Below are 16,881 nucleotides of genomic sequence, written 5' to 3' on the forward strand. Positions count from 1 at the left end.
GGCCCGCGAGTTTACTTGAACTCGGGCTTGCGACCCTGCATCTGGGCCATCACCACTTCCATCTGGTCGGGTTTGCCGATCAGCTCGACCTGTTCGGCGGATTCGGCCAGCAGAACCTCGGCGCGCGACTTGGTTTCGGCCACCTCGATCAGGCGTTTCGCGGCGCGGATGGCCGAGGGGCTCTTGCCCGCAATATCCTCAGCCAGCGCGATGGCTTCGGTCAGCGGATCATCCGACAGGCTGGTGACCAACCCCCAGTCGGCGGCCTGAGCGGCACCGATGGGCCGCGCGGTATAGGTCAGCATGCGCAGCACGTCGGACCGTACCAGTTTCGGCAACAGGACCATGCCGCCCATGTCGGGGATGATGCCCCATTTCATCTCCATCACCGCCAGCTTGGCGTCGGGATGGGCGATCCGGATATCGGCGCCCAGCGCGATCTGCAGACCACCGCCATAGGCCACGCCCTGAATGGCGCAGATCACCGGCACCGGCACGCGGCGCCAGATCAGCGCCAGTTCCTGCATCTCGTTGGCGTCGTCATGGCTGCGGGTCATCAACCACTCGGTCGGGTCCTTGTGCGCCATGGCCGCAAAACTGGCCATGTCGAGCCCCGCGCAGAAGCTTTTGCCCTCGCCCGACAGCACCACGGCACGTGCGTCCGAGGCGGCGACCTCTTGCCCCGCTGCCAGGATCGCCTTGACCATCGCATCATCCAGCGCGTTCATCTTGTCGCCGCGGGTCAGGGTGACATGGGCGATGTGGTTCCTGTATTCGACTGATACGCGCGCCATCTGGGCCTCCGGGTTTGGTGTTCCGGGCAAACCATGCCCCGAAACCCGCAGCCGACGCCAGCCCGACGTGAGGGCAGATCGGTGCGGACGCCCCGGCCCCATGCAAGGCTTGCCCCGGCCATGCCCTTGGGATTATCTGCGCCCATGACCGGACCCAGATACACCCCGCTTGCCCAATCCCTGCCCGCAACCGTGCCCTTCGTCGGCCCCGAGACGCAGGAGCGCCAGCGCAGCGCCCCCTTCGTGGCCCGGCTGGGCGCGAACGAGAGCGTGTTCGGCCCCTCGCCCCGCGCGATCGAGGCGATGCGGCAGGCCGCTGACGGCATCTGGATGTATGGCGACCCAGAGAACCACGATCTGCGCCATGCGCTGGCCGATCATCACGGGATCAGCCCCGACAACATCGTGGTCGGCGAAGGCATCGACGGGCTGCTGGGCTATCTGGTGCGCCTGATGGTCGGTCCGGGCGATGCGGTCGTGACCTCGGACGGGGCCTATCCCACCTTCAACTACCACGTCGCGGGCTATGGCGGGACGATCCACAAGGTGCCTTATGCCAACGATCACGAGGACCCGGCCGCCCTGTTCGCCAAGGCAGCCGAGGTCGGCGCCAAGCTGGTCTATCTGGCCAACCCGGACAACCCGATGGGCAGTTGGCATCGCGGCACGGACATCGTCGCGGCGATGGACGCTCTGCCGGACGGCTCTCTGCTGGTTTTGGACGAGGCTTACGTGGAATGCGCGCCCGTCGGCACCGCCGCGCCGGTCGCGGCGGATGATCCGCGCGTGATCCGGATGCGCACCTTTTCCAAGGTCTACGGCATGGCCGGCGCACGGGTCGGCTATGCGATCGGAGCGCCCGGGTTGATCTCGGCCTTCAACAAGGTGCGCAACCATTTCGGCATGAACCGCATGGCGCAGGCCGGGGCGCTGGCCGCCCTGCACGATCAGGACTGGCTGACGCAGGTACAAGCACAGATCGCCTCGGCCTGCGACCGGATCGGCGCGATCGCGCGTGACAACGGGTTGGCCCCGCTGCCCTCGGCCACCAATTTCGTGGCGATCGACTGCGGGCGCGACGGAGCATTTGCCAAGGCGGTGCTGGATGCGCTGGTGGCGCAGGGGATCTTCGTGCGGATGCCATTTGCAGCCCCGCAGAACCGCTGCATCCGCGTCAGTTGCGGCACCGAAGCCGACCTGAACGCCTTTGCCGCCGCCCTGCCGCAGGCGCTGGCGGCCGCGCGCAGCGCCTAACCCGCCAAAACCCCCGCCGCAGCCTCGAGCGCGCCGGACCCGCGTGGGATCTCCAACGCGGCCATGGCGGTTTCGATGCCGCCCAGCAGACCCATGACCATGTGCCCGTTCAGATGGCCCATGTGGCCCAGCCGGAAACATGACTCCTCGTCCGCCATGCCCAGCCCGATGCCAAGGGTCAAGCCCAGGTGCCGCTCGGTATAGCTGCGCAGGGGCGTGCCGCGACCCTCGGTCAAGCGCAGAGCGGTGACGGCATGGCTGCGATGCGTGCGATCGCCGACGTTCAGGTGCAGCGCCCCGGCCTCGGCCCACTTCTCACAGGCGGCCCAGACGGCATGGGCCAGCTGCGCATGGCGGGCCCAGACCTGCTCAATCCCCTCGGCATGGATCAGATCAAGGGCGGCGCGCAGGCCGTACAGGTGGTGCGTCGGCGCGGTGCCGCCGAAATATTGATAGAACCAGTCGGGCTCTGATCGCGGCTGCCAGTCCCAATAGCCCGAAACGCGCGGCATCGCGGCCCGTTTGGCCTTGGCCCGGTCGTTGAAGAACACGAAGGACATGCCCGCCGGGGTCATCAGCCCCTTTTGGCAGGCGGTGACCATGACATCGACGCCCCAGTCATCCATTTCGAACCGGTCGCAGCCCAGAGAAGCGATGCAATCCGCCATCAGCAATGCCGGGTGGTTCAGGTCGTCCAATAGCGCCCGCAGCGCCGGAATGTCGTTGCGGATCGAGCTGGACGTGTCCACATGCACCGCAAGAACCGCCTTGATCCGGTGGCCGGCATCAGCCCGCAGGGCCTGCGCGATCCGGTCCAAGTCCCAAGGGTCGGACGGACCGAAATCGATCAGCTCGACCTTGACGCCCAGACGCTCGGCCATTTCCGCCCAGCCATGGGTGAACCGCCCCGAAGCCGGAGCCAGCACGGTTTCCCCCGGCGCCAGAACGTTGGACAGCGCCGCCTCCCACGCGCCGTGGCCGTTGGCGATGTAGATCGCCACTTCGTGCCGGGTACGAGCCACGCGGCGCAGGTCGGCCGTCAGGTCGGGCATCATCTCGACCAGCTCACCGGCATAGATATTGGGCGACGGGCGGTGCATCGCCTGCAGCACCGCGTCCGGAATCACGGAAGGGCCCGGAATGGCCAGATAATTTCGCCCTTGGGCGAAGGAAATACTGTCTGTCATGTGGATCAACCTGCCTGCAATGGCGCCCACCCTAGCGCCCGGCCCGGCAAGGTCAATCCATCAGGGCGGCCGCCTCACGCGCAAGGGCTCCGATCCCCGCCCAGTCGCCCTGCGCCACCATCTGTTTCGGCGCGACCCAACTGCCGCCCGCGCAGATCACGTTGGGCAGGGACAGGTAGTCGCGCGCGTTGGCGGGCGACACGCCGCCCGTCGGGCAGAAGGTGATCTGCGGCAGCGGCGCGCCGATCGCCTTGAGCGCAGGCGCCCCGCCCGAGGCTTCGGCCGGGAAGAACTTCAGCATGTCATAGCCCTGCTCGAGCAGGCGCATCGCCTCGGTCGCGGTGGCCGCGCCGGGCAGCAGCGGCAGGCCCTCGGCCTCGCAGGCGGCGATCAGGGCATCGGTGGCCCCGGGCGATACGCCGAACTGCGCGCCCGCCTCTTTTGCGGCGCGGACATCGTCGGGCGTGACCAGCGTGCCGGCCCCCACGACCCCGCCGGGCACCTGCACCATGGCGCGGATCGCGTCCAGCGCCGCGGGCGTGCGCAAGGTCACCTCGAGCGCAGGCAGGCCACCGGCCACCAGTGCCTCGGCCAGCGGGCGGGCATGGGCGGCGTCATCGACGACCAGAACCGGGACGATGGGCGCCAATGCGCAGATCTCGCGGGTACGTTGGGTTTTTGCGGACATAGGTTCAGGCTCCGAAAATGCTGGCACCGGCATCGGCCGAGCCGACGGCGTTGCGGAACGTGGTGAACAGGTCGCGGCCCACCCCGTATTGATGCGCCGAAAGATCGGCGGTGGCGACGGGGCGCTCCAGCACGCCGGGGGTCAGGATTTCAAGCTGGCCCCGCACCGCATCGACCCGCAGCAGGTCGCCATCGCGCAGCTTGGCGACCGGGCCACCATCCAGCGCCTCGGGGCAGACATGGATCGCCGCGGGCACTTTGCCCGAGGCCCCAGACATGCGGCCATCGGTCACCAGCGCCACCTTCTGCCCGCGCCCCTGCAGGATCGACAGGATCGGGGTCAGCGAGTGCAGTTCGGGCATACCATTGGCCTTGGGCCCCTGAAAGCGGACCACGACGATGACATCATCGGTGAACTCGCCCGCCTTGAACGCGGCCTTGACCTCGTCCTGGTCGTGGAAGACGCGAACCGGGGCCTCGACCACCTGGTGTTCGGGGGCCACGGCCGAGACCTTCATCACTCCGGTGCCCAGATTTCCGCTCAGGCGCGACAGGCCGCCGGTGGGCTGGAACGGGTCATTGGCCGGGCGCAGGATCTTTTCGTTCAGGCTGTGGCCTGCGCCGTCCTCCCAGATCAGCGCGCCATCGATCAGCTTGGGTTCTTGCGTGTAATGATGCAGCCCCTGCCCCGCCACGGTCAGCGTGTCGGGATGCAGCAGGCCTTCATCCAGCAACGTGCCGATGGTGTAGCCCAGTCCTCCCGCCGCATGGAAATGGTTCACGTCGGCCAGACCGTTGGGATAGACCCGCGCGACCAGGGGCACGACGCCCGAGATATCCGAGAAATCCTGCCAGTCCAGCACAATGCCCCCGGCACGGGCCATGGCGATCAGGTGGATCAGCAGGTTGGTCGACCCGCCCGTGGCCATCAGCCCCACGATACCGTTCACGAAGGCGCGTTCGTCGAGGATCTGGCACACTGGCGTGTAATTGTTACCCAGCGCGCTGAGCGACAGGGCACGGCGGGCGCCCTCCTCGGTCAACGCATCGCGCAGCGGCGTGTTGGGGTTGACGAAGCTGGAGCCCGGCAGGTGCAGGCCCATGAACTCCATCAACATCTGGTTGGTGTTGGCGGTGCCGTAGAAGGTGCAGGTGCCCGGCCCATGATAGGCGGCCATCTCGGCGGCCATCAGTTCTTCGCGCGTGGCTTCGCCGGCGGCGAATTTCTGGCGCACCTTGGCCTTTTCGTCGTTGGACAGGCCGCTGGTCATCGGGCCGGCGGGCAGGAACACCGCCGGCAGGTGGCCAAAGCTCTGCGCCGCGATCACCAGCCCCGGCACGATCTTGTCGCAGACCCCCAAAAACACCGCCGCGTCAAAGGTATTGTGGCTGAGCGCCACCGCCGCTGCCAGCGCGATCACGTCGCGCGAGAACAGCGACAGCTCCATCCCGGCCTCGCCTTGCGTGACCCCGTCGCACATGGCCGGAACCCCGCCCGCGACCTGCGCGGTGCCGCCCGCGGCACGGGCCGCGCGGCGGATCAGTTCGGGATAGCGCTCGAACGGCTGATGCGCCGACAGCATGTCGTTATAGGCGGTGACGATGCCGAGATTGCCCACGCTGGTCGTGGCCATCGTCTGCTGATCGGCCCCTGCCCCGGCATAGGCATGGGCCTGTCCGCTGCACGACAAGTGCGCGCGCGCCGGCCCTTCGGACCGGGCCTGCTCCATCCGCTGCAGATAGGTACGGCGGGGATCGGCGCTGCGCTCGATTATTCTTTGGGTGACGTCGGTGATGACGTTGTGAACCATCTCAACCTCCGATCTGGCGCCAGCGGCGCCCGTCGCGATGCATCAGCATCAATGCGTCTTCCGGGCCGGAACTGCCCTGATCATAGCGCGAGGGACGGTCGCCGCGCTCTTCCCAGCCCTTGATGATGGGATCGACCCAGGCCCAGGCGGCCTCGACCTCGTCGCCGCGCATGAACAGGGTCTGGTCGCCACGGATCACGTCCATCACCAGCCGCTCATAGGCGTCCTGCGCGCGCACATCGGCACCCAGCGCCTCGGCAAAGCTCATGTCCAGCGCCACGTCCGTCAGGCGGAAGCCGCCCGGGCCGGGATCCTTGATCGTGGTGCGCAGGGTGATGCCCTCGTCAGGCTGCAGGCGGATCACCAGAACGTTGCCTTGCAGCGGGCCGACATTGGGAAAGATCGTGTGCGGCGGGTCGCGGAAAAACACCGCGATTTCGGATTCCCGCGCGCGCAGACGCTTGCCCGTACGCAGATAGAACGGAACCCCCGACCAGCGCCAGTTGCCCACGCGCACCTTCAGCGCGATGTAGCTTTCGGTCAGGCTGTGGGGGTTGCCCACATGATCGACATAGCCGTCGCCGCCCTTGTCCGCCCGGTACTGGCCGCGGGCGATGTCGGTCGGGGCGACAGGTTCCAGTGCCTCGATCACCTTGACCTTTTCACTGCGCACCGCGTTGGGAGAGAAGGTCGAGGGCGGCTCCATCGCGGTCAGGCACAAAAGCTGCACCAGGTGGTTCTGCACCATGTCCCGCATCGCGCCGGACTGGTCGTAATAGGCACCACGTCCTTCGACCCCGACGGTTTCGGCCACGGTGATCTGGACATGATCCACATGGGTCGCGTTCCACAGCGGTTCGAAAAGCGAGTTGGCAAAGCGCAGCGCCATCAGGTTCTGCACCGTTTCCTTGCCCAGGTAATGGTCGATCCGATAGATCTGATGTTCTTCGAAACAGGCGCCGAGACCTTCGTTCAGCGCCTTGGCCGAGGCCAGATCATGGCCGAAAGGTTTCTCGACCACGATGCGGCTGTCGGGCGTGGCCAGCCCGTGATCATGCAGGCGCTGCGCGATGCCGGGAAACAGTTTCGGACCGACCGACAGGTAATAGGCGCGCACCACGTCAGGGCGCAGCGACTTGGCCAGCTTGTCCCAGCCGTTTTCGCCAAGCGCATCGACCGGCACGTATTCGACCCGGGCCAGAAACCGATCCAGCACGTCCTTTTTGAACGACGGCGCGAATTCCTTCATCGACTTTCGCACCTGCGCGCGGAACCCGTCATTGTCCATATCCGACCGCGCGGTCCCGATGATGCGCGCATCTTCGGGCATCTGCCCCACTTCGAACCGATGGTAGAGGCCCGGCAGGATCTTGCGCTGGGCCAGATCTCCGGTCGCGCCGAACAGGACCAGATCGAACGGATCTACCGGGATTACGCGTGAAACCATGGCTGGCTCCCTTCTTCGGACAATCCGGCGCGGTCTGCAGCCAGACACCCTGTTACCGCTAACATTCGTGGCTTGGATAGAAAGACCAAGCCCAAAAAGCAAGCCCGGATTTCGGAATCGGGCCTTTTTTCGCGGTCATCATGGCCTCAGCCGTTGTCGCGCAGATACTCCATGATCGCCGGGCGCACCGATTGTTCGCCGCGATGGCGGGCGTCGGCGATGATCTTGCGGACATCCTGCAGGTTGGACCGCAACAACAGGCTTTTGACCGGGCCGATCGAGGCCGGGCGCATCGACAGGGTGCGGATGCCCATCGCCGCCAGGCACAGTGCCTCGATCGGGCGGCCGGCATCCTCGCCGCAGAAACTCAGCGGCGTGTCGGAAATTCCGCACCGTTCGACGATGCGCTCGATCAGGCTGAGGAAGCTGACATTCAGCGTGTCATAGCGGCGGCGCACCAGCTCGTTTTCACGGTCGGCGGCGAAGAAGAACTGTTTCAGGTCGTTGCCGCCGATCGAGATGAAATCGACCTCGTCAAAGAACTTCTGGGGGGCGAAGGCCAATGATGGTGTTTCCAGCATCGCCCCAACTTCCAGCGTTTCCGGCAGCACATGACCCAAGCGCTTTTCGCGCTCCAGCGTCTTGTTCACTTCCCAACGGGCCTCGCGGTATTCGTCGGCCTGGGCGACAAACGGGAACATGACCGTCAGAGGACGGCCATCCGCCGCGCGCAACAGGGCCTGCAGCTGCATCCGCATCACGCCGCGCTTGTCCAGGCCCACGCGAATGGCGCGCCAACCCAGCGCCGGGTTGGGCTCGGCGACATGTTTCATGTAGGGCAGCACCTTGTCCGACCCGATATCCAGCGTGCGGAATACCACGCGCTTGCCATCGGCCGAATCCAGAACGCGCTTGTACTGCGCCACCAGTTCCGACCGTTTGGGCATCTGGTTGCGGATCAGAAACTGCAATTCGGTGCGGAACAGGCCTACGCCCTCGGCCCCGGACGTCTTGAGCGACGGCAAGTCGGCCATCAGGCCGGCATTCATCACCAGATTGATCCGCTCGCCATCCTTGGTCACGGTCGGGGTTTCGCGGATCGAGGCATAGCGTTTCTGCGCCTCGGCCTGCATGGCCATCTTGTCGCGGAAGGCGCTGACGACGGTATCCTCGGGGCGCAGATGCACGACGCCCTCATCCCCGTCGACCAGAATATGGTCGCCGTTCAAAGCCTCGGTCGTAATCCGTCCGACATGTACCACCAGCGGGATGGCCAGAGCGCGGGCGACGATGGTGGCATGACTGCCGACCGAGCCCTCCTCGAGCACGACACCTTTCAGCGAACGGCCATATTCCAGCAGGTCACCCGGGCCGATATTCCTCGCCACCAGGATCGGATCGGGCGGCAGTTCTTTACCGTTCGACCCGCCCTGCCCTGTCAGAATGCGCAGCAGACGGTTGGACAGATCGTCCAGATCCGCCAGACGCTCGCGCAGATAAGGGTCGGTGACCTGGCTCATCCGGGCGCGGGCCTGCGACTGCTCCTTTTCCACCGCCGCCTCGGCGCTGAGACCGCGGGCGATGTCCTCTTCCATCCGGCGCATCCAGCCCTTGGAATTGGCGAACATCCGGTAGGCTTCCAGAACCTGCAGCTGTTCCGTGTCGCCGCCCCGCGAGATTTCAAGCATCTTGTCGACGCCCACGCGCAGCTCTTCGACCGCCTCGTTCAGCCGCTCCAGCTCGCGATGTGGATCGTCGGCGATCGGGTTGGTGACGACGACACGCGGCTCATGCAGCCAGACATGCCCCTCGGCCGAGCCCTCCTGTGCCGGGCCACCGCGCAGCAATATGGATTGCTGATGCAAAGGTGAAAGGGCGGCACCTTCGCCCACAAACGCACCCAATTCGGCCATTTCAGCAAGGACCATTGCCACGACTTCAAGCGCATAGACCTCATCCGCGGAAAATTCGCGTTGAGCGCGGGACTGGACCACAAGAACCCCAAGCTTCTGCCCCAGCCGCTGAATGGGCACGCCCAGGAACGACGAAAAACGCTCCTCGCCTGTTTCCGGCATGTACCGGAAACCTTTCTCGGAGGGCGCATCGGCGGCGTTGACGACCTTGCCGAACTTGGCCACCCGGCCAACGAGACCTTCCCCCAGACGCATGCGGGTCTGGTGCACGGCCTCGGGGGCAAGACCTTCGGTGGCACACAGCTCTAGGGTTTCGTCGTCGCGGAACAGATAGATCGAGCACACCTCGCACCGCATGCTGTCGGCGATCAGGTGAGTGATCCGGTCAAGACGCTCCTGACCGGCAGCCTCGCTTGCCATCTCCTCGCGCAGCCGCCCCAGCAGCTTGCGGGATTCTGTTTCCATTCCGTCTGCCATCGCCCGATCTACTCTGCGGTGTCAGGCGGGACCTTGGCCGAGATGCTCAGGCCGCCTTTTCCAGTTCAAAGGCATCATGCAGCGCCTGAACGGCAAGTTCCATGTATTTCCGGTCGACGAGGACGGAAATTTTGATCTCGGAGGTTGTAATGACCTTGATGTTGATCCCCTCATCCGAGAGTACCTTGAACATCTTGGCCGCCACGCCCGACTGCGAGCGCATGCCGATGCCCACCACCGAAACCTTGGCCACATCGGTGTCGGCGACCAGCTCGGCATAGTTCAACTCGCCACGCTCCTTGACTGCCAACAGCGCCTTTTCGGCGCGCGCCACCTGGTTGGTGGGGCAGGAAAAGGTCATGTCCGTGCGCCCCTCGTCCGAGATGTTTTGCACGATCATGTCGACGTTGATCCCCTCATCGCTGAGCGCGTTGAAGATGATCGCGGCGATGCCGGGGCGGTCGGCGACCGACACGACGGTCATCTTGGCCTCGTCCCGCGAATAGGCCACACCCGAGACTACATTGGATTCCATGATTTCCTCCTCGTCGACGACCAGGGTTCCGGCCTCGTCGGACTGTTCCTCGAAGCTTGAGAGAACACGCAGTTTCACCTTGTACCGCATCGCCAGCTCGACCGAGCGGGTCTGCAGCACCTTGGCCCCCAACGAGGCCAGTTCGAGCATTTCCTCGAACGAGATCTTGTCCAGCTTGCGCGCCTTCTCGCAGATGCGCGGATCGGTGGTATAGACGCCGTCCACATCCGTGAAGATGTCGCAGCGTTCGGCGTCGAAGGCGGCGGCAAAAGCCACGGCAGTGGTGTCCGAACCGCCCCGGCCCAACGTGGTGATCCGCCCCTCGGGGCTGAGACCCTGAAAGCCTGCCACCACCGCGACCTTCATGCCCTCGCCGAACTTCTGGTTGATGTTGTCGGTCGGAATATCAAGGATCCGCGCCGCCGAATGGGCGCCATCGGTCAGCAGCGGCACCTGCCAGCCCTGCCAGCTGCGGGCGGGGATCTCCATTTCCTGCAGCGTCAGCGCCATCAGACCGGCGGTGACATTCTCGCCCGAGGATACCACGGCATCATATTCGCGCGCGTCATACAGCGGCGAGATCTCGTCGACCCAGCCCACCAATTCGTTGGTCTTGCCCGACATGGCCGACACGATGACGATGACGTCATAGCCCTTGGCCACTTCGACGCCGATGCGCTTGGCCGCGCGGCGGATGCGGTCGAGGTTGGCGACGGATGTGCCGCCGAATTTCATCACGAGTACGGGCATGGGGGCAAATGTCTCCGCGCCTTGGATTTCCGGTCCCGAGCGTCTTATGCGAGGCAACACACAAGAGCAAGGGCACATAGAACGGCAGGACACTGCAGCGCAACGCTTTACAAGGACCGGCAGCAATGTCAGCGTATCGTCAAGGATTTAAACCATGAGGAATACCATGCTGCGTTTTGTTTTCGCCTGTGCGCTGATGTCCGGCCCGGCTCTGGCCCAGGTGGCTTCACTGTCCGGAACGGACGGCCAGAACGCGTTGGGAACGGTCCCCTGCGCCGCGTTGGCGGGTCAGCCATTGAAAAATTGCCCTGCCGAGTTGAGGCGCAAGGACGATGGCACTGCAACCCTGGCGGTTCAGTTGGATACTGGGGAAGTACGCCGCATCTATTTCACCGATGGAAAGCCGGATTCCAGCAGCTCGACGTCGAAGATCACTTCGGAAACGCGGGGCGAAATTCTGGTGATCTTCATCGATCCCGGTGAAGTCTACGAGATCCCCAAGGCAGCGCTTGCCGCTCAGTAAGGATGTGCCTGCCCGTCCCAGGTTTCAAAGCAGCCGGTGGAGTCCAGGCTCAGTGCATCGAAACGCTCGGTCAACCCGGCAACGGCCTGTGACACGGTGATGTCGGCGGCCCGGCCGCCCATGTCCGTCTGCACCCATCCCGGGTGATAGATGCCGACGGCGATGCCATCGTCCTTGAGATCCACCGCCAGGTTGCGACCAAGGTTCAGCACAGCCGCCTTGGAGGCCCGATAGATATAGCTTCCCCCGGGCGCCCGCGTGTGCGAGGCCATCTGCGACGAGATGATCGCGATCTTTCCGCGCGCCGCACGCAGATTGGGCAACAAGGCCTGAATGGTCAGAAACACCCCGGTGACGTTGGCCGCAAAAGTCTGGTCCCACATCTCGGCCGGGTAGCCGTCGATTGTCTGGCCTTTGTCCAAGTAGACACCAGCGTTGCAGATCAACAGATCTACGGGCTGGCCATCCAACTTGCGCGCCATCTGCGCCTGTTGCGCCGGGTCGGTAACGTCCAGACGAATATCGGCGGAATCGTCCCGTGCGGTGCCGGTGACAGTATCGCCTCGGCCACGATAGCACTCAGCAAGAGCGCGCCCAATGCCGCGATTGGCGCCGGTGATAACAAGATGCACGGTTCAGTTCGTCTTTCGGCTTGGAATGAACGGTAGAGGGGCCACCGGAACCCCATCTTCGATCAGGGCCTTGGCCTCTTCCGGCTTGGCCTCGCCGTAGATGGCGCGCTCCGGGGCCTCGCCCAGATGTATCTTGCGGGCCTCGCGCGCAAATTCGCGGCCGACATAATCGGAATTCGCCTCGACCTTGGCGCGCAGGGCGTTGAGAACACGCTCAATCTCGGCCTTGGTCGGTTGGCGCTGGACTTCGGGTCGATCACTGTTCTCCGCGCGCGGCATTGCAGCAGATGAGCGCGCAGACTGGACCCGCGGCGTCATGATCGCCTTTTCGACCTGGGTGCTGCCGCAAGTCGCGCAAGAGACCATTCCAGCCTTGGACAGCTTGTCGTAAGCGTCCGCAGACTGGAACCAACTGTCAAACGCGTGACCATTGCAGCATTTCAGTGAATATTGAATCATCTGTCGCCCAAAATGTCGGTGGTCCAATAGATACTGACAGACATGGCAATATCAAGTCTTTACAGAGGCGGTTCAATGAGGATTGAGCGCATTTGACCGCAACAGCCCGGAAAGCCCGCCGATCGAAACCGCTTGTGCTGCTTTTTCCGGCAGCATCCATCTACGCCGCCGTTCTGCGACTTCGGGGAACCGATCCGCCGTCTTGGTAACAAGCAACGGGTAGACATCAACGACGCATGTCACCCGCCCCAGATCCCGGTGGTGTTTGTCGAAAGAGAACTGCCCGATACTGCGCGTCTCACAACGGCCTGTCACACCGGCTTCTTCCCAAGCTTCCTGCGCTGCGGTCTCAGACCCGCTAAGGCCGTCGATCATGCGGCCTTTGGGGATGATCCACCGCCCCGACCCCCGGGTCGTGATCAACAATATCTCAGGCACCCCGCGCCGAAGCCGGTAGCATAGAGCCGCAGACTGCGGCAGAACCGGAAATGCCCCGGTTTCGGACAGAATGTCTGGTGACAGCCCTGCGCTTTTCACGCTGCCCCGCCTCTTGTTTTGTTCTTCTTGCCTGTTTTCGGCCACTTATCTTGCGGGCCAATTAGGTGCAGGATACCACATCCTGCGGTTCTGTCCAATTTTGAAACTGTGGGTCAGGCCAACATGCGACGTTGCAGACGCTGCACAAGCTCGTCATGCGGAATATCGGCATCGATCGCCAGACGCCGCAGGCCGAAATGCACACGGGCAATCTGCTGATAGTACCGGGCGTAGAGGTAGTTCGCGCCACCTCCGGCCAAGGCCCCCAATACCGGAACGGTCTGAGCCGCCAGTTTCTGCCCCAAAACGACCGACAATCTCGGCGCGACGGCGGCAATGATCTTTTGCAGAGCGGGGCCCGTCACGGTCAGTCGGACTGAAAAGAACCCCATGTCTGCGCCGTCGTCATGCGCCAAGGGACCTGCCGCCGACAAAACGCGGATGCAATCGAACTGCACGTTCCTTGCCGAGGGGTCAAAACCTTCACGCGATGCGGCACCCTGTATTGAGCGCAACAACATGGCCGTGGTCGCCGGAAGCTCGATCAACGCCGTCGTCAGGCCGCCAGCCCCACCCGCGGCGCCCATCGTGGTCGATATGGCGGTGTTGACCCACGGCTTCTGGTCGGGAACCGCGCGGCGCGATCCGTCAGCGGCACGAACTGCAAGCCACAAGGCCTGCTCGGTTGCACCGGTCAGCCCATCGCGCACCGAACCGGGCAGCTGTTCCAGCAGCGACTCAGCCGATCCACCCAGACGATTGAGCAACCTGATACCGCTGCCGCCCGCGCTGCGGTAGTGGCTTGCCAGCCGGTCCAACTCAGCGTCGGGGTCGATTTCTCCGACGAGAACGACGTCATTCATTCGGTGTCCTCCTGACCCTGAAACATTGGCATTTCACAACGCCGTTTCAATAGATCAGCGCGTCCAGCGGGTCACCGAACCACTCACTCCGTGCCATGCGCCGGTGGTCAAATCCAGCCCGAGAACCCGATCCGGGTTGGTTGGTGGGGGCATCTCAACACCCTCGAGCCGGGCAAACCCAAAGCGTGAATAATAGGGCGCGTCACCGACCAGCATGACCCGGTCCCACCCTTTGGCCCGCCCGGCTTCGATACCTTCGTGGATCAGAAAACCACCCAAACCTTCCCCCTGGTGGGTCGGGTGGACGGCAACGGGCCCCAGCAAAAGCGCGTCGTGTGCGCCAACATGAACCGGCCAGAATCGGATGGCCCCAGCCAAGATGCCCTGCCCGTCACGGGCAGTCATCGACAGGCCCGGCACTGGCGGAACATCGTCGCGCAAGCGGTAAGACGACAGCGCCTCGCGCCCCGGTGCAAAACACAGGTCGTAGAGGGCTTCGACTTCCCACCAATCCTCCGGCTCTTCCGGCCTGATCCCGAACTGCTGCACCGCGGCCCTCTTTTCGACTCTGGCAATCGCCCTAGCACTTCGCTAGGCCTTGAGCAAACGCTTGGAGATCAGATGTTCTATCGCCCCGAAGACGGTCACGGTTTGCCGCACAACCCGTTCAACGCCATCATCACGCCGCGCCCGATCGGATGGATCTCGACCCGCAGCGCCGATGGGATCAACAATCTGGCGCCCTATTCATTCTTCAACGGGGTCGCCTATACGCCGCCGCAGGTGATGTTTGCCTCCACCGGCACGAAACACGACCAGGACCGCGGAAAGGACAGCATCGCCAATATCGAGGCGACCGGCGTCTTTTGCGTCAACGTGGTGGCCCACGCCCATCGGGACGCGATGAACGCAAGCTCGGCCAGCCTTCCGAAAGAGGTGGACGAGTTCGCCCACGCCGGCCTGACACCTGTGGAATGCGAAACCATCCCATGCGCTCGCATCGAAGGCGCCCCCGCCGCGCTGGAATGCAAACTGACCCAGATCGTCACGCTGCCCGGCCAGGCCAACCGGGTGGTTTTCGGAGAAGTCGTCGGCGTGCACCTGCGCGATGACTGCCTGAAGGACGGCAAGTTCGACGTCACCACCTTTCAACCCTTGTCGCGGCTTGGGTATCGCGACTACTCGGTGGTGACGGAGTTGTTTTCCCTCAATCGTCCAGACGATTGAGCCGGGTTTGGGGGCTCAATGGCCGCCCAGAACGCCGGTTCGAACAGAATAGTCGACCGCAAGGCCGTAATCCGGGTCATCGTCGCTGTCGACCATCAGGTGACCTGCTTTCTTGAGCAGCTTGTGGCAATCCCGGCTGAGATGGCGCAGCATGACGCGCTTTCCTGCCGCCTCGTATTTCGCGGCGATGTTTTCGATGGCCTGCAGGGCCGATTGGTCGACCACACGGCTGTCGGCGAAGTCCACGATCACCGTTTCCGGGTCGTTCTGGACATCGAACAGTTCGACAAACCCCTCAGACGAGCCGAAGAACAGCGGCCCCTTGATCTCGTAGACCTTGGCGCCTTTCTCGGTTTCCGAGTCGCGGGTGACCGCGTGGATGCGCTTGGCGTTGTTCCAGGCATAGGCCAGCGCCGAAACGATCACGCCGACCACGACGGCCACAGCGAGGTCTTCCATCACGGTGACGACGGTGACCAGAACGATGACGAAGGCATCCGTCAGCGGCACCTTGCGCAGGATGTTGAACGAATTCCAGGCGAACGTGCCGATCACCACCATGAACATCACGCCAACCAGCGCGGCCAGCGGAATCTGTTCGATCAGGGGTGAGCCGACAAGGATGAACACCAGCAGGAACAGCGCGGCAGCGATCCCCGCGATGCGCGTGCGGCCGCCGGACTTCACGTTGATCATCGACTGACCGATCATCGCACAGCCGCCCATGCCGCCAAAGAACCCGGTCACGACGTTGGCGGTGCCCTGCGCGATGCATTCCTGCGACGCACCACCGCGCTTGCCGGTGATCTCGCCCACCAGGTTCAGCGTAAGCAGAGATTCGATCAGGCCGATGGCGGCCAGGATGACGGCGTAGGGCAGAATGATCTCAAACGTCTCCCAGGTCAGCGGAACCATGGGGATGTGGAATTTCGGCAGGCCGCCCTCGATCGAGGCCAGGTCTCCGACGCGCGGGACATCCAGCCCCATGCCGATCACCAGCGCAGCCACCACGACGATGCCCGCCAGCGGCGCTGGCACAATGCGCGTGATGCGCGGCATCACCCAGATCACCGCCATGGTCAGCGCGACCAGCCCCAGCATCGTATAGAGTTGCATCCCGGACAGCCATTCACCACCGCTCATGCCGTGGCCGGTGTTTTCCATGGTGCCCGGCACCTTGAACTGGCCCAGTTGCGCCAGAAAGATCACGATCGCCAGGCCGTTGACAAAGCCCAGCATCACCGGATGCGGCACCAGGCGGATGAACCGGCCCCAATGCATGGCCCCCGCGATAATCTGCAGGATGCCCATCAAAACCACTGTGGCGAACAGGTATTCGACCCCGTGCTGCGCCACCAGCGCCACCATGACGACCGCCAGCGCACCGGTTGCGCCCGAGATCATACCCGGACGACCCCCGATCAGCGCGGTGATCAGCCCCACGAGGAACGCCGCATACAGGCCTACCAGCGGGTGAACCCCGGCGACGAAAGCAAAGGCCACCGCTTCGGGCACCAGGGCCAGGGCGACGGTCAGGCCCGACAAAAGCTCGATCCGCAGGCGGGCGGGGGTCAGCTTTTCGTCCGGCATCCAGCTCAGATCGGGAATGGCGAGGCGATTGGCAAAGCTTGCCAGCAAGGCTCGGGGCATGAATTGGTCCTGTGGGTCAGAATGTTCGCGCGAAGGCGGTCGTATACCCGCCTTCGGCGCTGTCTGCTAGCCCATCGATGGCAGGCTGTCATGCAAAAACTGCAAGGCGACGCCCCTTGTGGCGCCTGTGCGGCG

16 protein-coding genes are annotated in these 16,881 nt (G+C 64.1%); 3 read left to right on the plus strand and 13 right to left on the minus strand.

Annotation, left to right across the window (positions count from 1 at the left end):
• Positions 1 to 11: 11 nt before the first annotated feature.
• Positions 12 to 794 carry a crotonase/enoyl-CoA hydratase family protein gene (locus AC2FML_RS06390; protein WP_170358246.1) on the minus strand — a complete coding sequence of 261 codons (783 nt, stop codon included), beginning with the start codon at positions 792 to 794 and terminating at the stop codon, positions 12 to 14.
• A gap of 144 nt (positions 795 to 938) precedes the next feature.
• Here AC2FML_RS06390 and AC2FML_RS06395 point away from each other — a divergent pair, with 144 nt between their 5' ends.
• Positions 939 to 2,048, plus strand: coding sequence for a pyridoxal phosphate-dependent aminotransferase (locus AC2FML_RS06395; RefSeq protein WP_496782438.1), 1,110 nt, complete (start codon positions 939 to 941; stop codon positions 2,046 to 2,048).
• Here the strand turns inward: AC2FML_RS06395 and AC2FML_RS06400 are convergent.
• The 6 genes from AC2FML_RS06400 to AC2FML_RS06425 all read right to left on the minus strand — a co-directional run bounded on the left by AC2FML_RS06400 (position 2,045) and on the right by AC2FML_RS06425 (position 10,855).
• Entirely contained in the window at positions 2,045 to 3,235 is a 1,191-nt protein-coding gene (locus tag AC2FML_RS06400; protein ID WP_496782439.1) for a pyridoxal-phosphate-dependent aminotransferase family protein, read from the minus strand. The two genes, AC2FML_RS06395 and AC2FML_RS06400, sit on opposite strands and share 4 nt — an antisense overlap.
• Before the next feature lie 52 nt (positions 3,236 to 3,287).
• Positions 3,288 to 3,923, minus strand: a complete 636-nt coding sequence (locus AC2FML_RS06405) for a bifunctional 4-hydroxy-2-oxoglutarate aldolase/2-dehydro-3-deoxy-phosphogluconate aldolase (protein ID WP_496782441.1) — start codon at positions 3,921 to 3,923, stop codon at positions 3,288 to 3,290.
• Between the two features lie 4 nt (positions 3,924 to 3,927).
• The gene (edd, locus tag AC2FML_RS06410) at positions 3,928 to 5,733 is read right to left on the minus strand and encodes a phosphogluconate dehydratase (RefSeq protein WP_170358238.1); all 1,806 of its coding nucleotides are present in this window, start codon (positions 5,731 to 5,733) and stop codon (positions 3,928 to 3,930) included.
• Position 5,734: 1 nt separating this feature from the next.
• Positions 5,735 to 7,180 (minus strand): glucose-6-phosphate dehydrogenase, encoded by a 1,446-nt coding sequence (zwf, locus tag AC2FML_RS06415; protein ID WP_496782443.1) that lies wholly within the window; start codon positions 7,178 to 7,180, stop codon positions 5,735 to 5,737.
• A gap of 146 nt (positions 7,181 to 7,326) precedes the next feature.
• Positions 7,327 to 9,570: a phosphoenolpyruvate--protein phosphotransferase gene (gene ptsP / locus AC2FML_RS06420; RefSeq protein ID WP_093962727.1), complete on the minus strand. Its 2,244-nt coding sequence runs from the start codon at positions 9,568 to 9,570 to the stop codon at positions 7,327 to 7,329.
• A 46-nt stretch (positions 9,571 to 9,616) separates the two neighbouring features.
• The gene (locus AC2FML_RS06425; RefSeq protein ID WP_496782445.1) at positions 9,617 to 10,855 is read right to left on the minus strand and encodes an aspartate kinase; all 1,239 of its coding nucleotides are present in this window, start codon (positions 10,853 to 10,855) and stop codon (positions 9,617 to 9,619) included.
• 166 nt (positions 10,856 to 11,021) lie between these two features.
• On the opposite strand from AC2FML_RS06425, the gene AC2FML_RS06430 reads away from it, so the two are divergent.
• The gene (locus tag AC2FML_RS06430) at positions 11,022 to 11,378 is read left to right on the plus strand and encodes a hypothetical protein (protein ID WP_170337553.1); all 357 of its coding nucleotides are present in this window, start codon (positions 11,022 to 11,024) and stop codon (positions 11,376 to 11,378) included.
• Here AC2FML_RS06430 and AC2FML_RS06435 read toward each other — a convergent pair.
• The 5 genes from AC2FML_RS06435 to AC2FML_RS06455 all read right to left on the minus strand — a co-directional run bounded on the left by AC2FML_RS06435 (position 11,372) and on the right by AC2FML_RS06455 (position 14,418).
• Positions 11,372 to 12,010: an SDR family oxidoreductase gene (locus AC2FML_RS06435; RefSeq protein WP_170435270.1), complete on the minus strand. Its 639-nt coding sequence runs from the start codon at positions 12,008 to 12,010 to the stop codon at positions 11,372 to 11,374. The genes AC2FML_RS06430 and AC2FML_RS06435 overlap by 7 nt on opposite strands.
• A gap of 3 nt (positions 12,011 to 12,013) precedes the next feature.
• Complete coding sequence (locus AC2FML_RS06440; RefSeq protein WP_170401798.1) at positions 12,014 to 12,469, minus strand: DUF1178 family protein; 456 nt, start codon at positions 12,467 to 12,469, stop codon at positions 12,014 to 12,016.
• A gap of 72 nt (positions 12,470 to 12,541) precedes the next feature.
• A complete protein-coding gene (locus AC2FML_RS06445; protein WP_170337953.1) occupies positions 12,542 to 13,006 on the minus strand; it encodes an NUDIX hydrolase in 465 nt (154 codons plus the stop codon).
• Positions 13,007 to 13,119: 113 nt separating this feature from the next.
• Positions 13,120 to 13,869, minus strand: coding sequence for an EcsC family protein (locus AC2FML_RS06450; protein WP_170337952.1), 750 nt, complete (start codon positions 13,867 to 13,869; stop codon positions 13,120 to 13,122).
• Between the two features lie 54 nt (positions 13,870 to 13,923).
• On the minus strand, positions 13,924 to 14,418 hold the full coding sequence (locus AC2FML_RS06455) for a GNAT family N-acetyltransferase (RefSeq protein ID WP_496782448.1): 495 nt from the start codon (positions 14,416 to 14,418) through the stop codon (positions 13,924 to 13,926).
• A gap of 72 nt (positions 14,419 to 14,490) precedes the next feature.
• On the opposite strand from AC2FML_RS06455, the gene AC2FML_RS06460 reads away from it, so the two are divergent.
• Positions 14,491 to 15,096: a flavin reductase family protein gene (locus tag AC2FML_RS06460; protein WP_170358218.1), complete on the plus strand. Its 606-nt coding sequence runs from the start codon at positions 14,491 to 14,493 to the stop codon at positions 15,094 to 15,096.
• Positions 15,097 to 15,111: 15 nt separating this feature from the next.
• Here the strand turns inward: AC2FML_RS06460 and AC2FML_RS06465 are convergent, their stop codons facing one another.
• Entirely contained in the window at positions 15,112 to 16,746 is a 1,635-nt protein-coding gene (locus AC2FML_RS06465; RefSeq protein WP_170358217.1) for a SulP family inorganic anion transporter, read from the minus strand.
• Positions 16,747 to 16,881 lie beyond the last annotated feature (135 nt).

The organism is Ruegeria sp. BHSC029 (genome assembly GCF_059613085.1).

Bases quoted from the DNA above. Each gene is read 5' to 3' on its own strand.
- AC2FML_RS06390 (WP_170358246.1), bottom strand. From the start codon at position 794: ATGGCGCGCGTATCAGTCGAATACAGGAACCACATCGCCCATGTCACC.
- AC2FML_RS06395 (WP_496782438.1), top strand. From the start codon at position 939: ATGACCGGACCCAGATACACCCCGCTTGCCCAATCCCTGCCCGCAACC.
- AC2FML_RS06400 (WP_496782439.1), bottom strand. From the start codon at position 3,235: ATGACAGACAGTATTTCCTTCGCCCAAGGGCGAAATTATCTGGCCATT.
- AC2FML_RS06405 (WP_496782441.1), bottom strand. From the start codon at position 3,923: ATGTCCGCAAAAACCCAACGTACCCGCGAGATCTGCGCATTGGCGCCC.
- edd (WP_170358238.1), bottom strand. From the start codon at position 5,733: ATGGTTCACAACGTCATCACCGACGTCACCCAAAGAATAATCGAGCGC.
- zwf (WP_496782443.1), bottom strand. From the start codon at position 7,180: ATGGTTTCACGCGTAATCCCGGTAGATCCGTTCGATCTGGTCCTGTTC.
- ptsP (WP_093962727.1), bottom strand. From the start codon at position 9,570: ATGGCAGACGGAATGGAAACAGAATCCCGCAAGCTGCTGGGGCGGCTG.
- AC2FML_RS06425 (WP_496782445.1), bottom strand. From the start codon at position 10,855: ATGCCCGTACTCGTGATGAAATTCGGCGGCACATCCGTCGCCAACCTC.
- AC2FML_RS06430 (WP_170337553.1), top strand. From the start codon at position 11,022: ATGCTGCGTTTTGTTTTCGCCTGTGCGCTGATGTCCGGCCCGGCTCTG.
- AC2FML_RS06440 (WP_170401798.1), bottom strand. From the start codon at position 12,469: ATGATTCAATATTCACTGAAATGCTGCAATGGTCACGCGTTTGACAGT.
- AC2FML_RS06450 (WP_170337952.1), bottom strand. From the start codon at position 13,869: ATGAATGACGTCGTTCTCGTCGGAGAAATCGACCCCGACGCTGAGTTG.
- AC2FML_RS06460 (WP_170358218.1), top strand. From the start codon at position 14,491: ATGTTCTATCGCCCCGAAGACGGTCACGGTTTGCCGCACAACCCGTTC.
- AC2FML_RS06465 (WP_170358217.1), bottom strand. From the start codon at position 16,746: ATGCCCCGAGCCTTGCTGGCAAGCTTTGCCAATCGCCTCGCCATTCCC.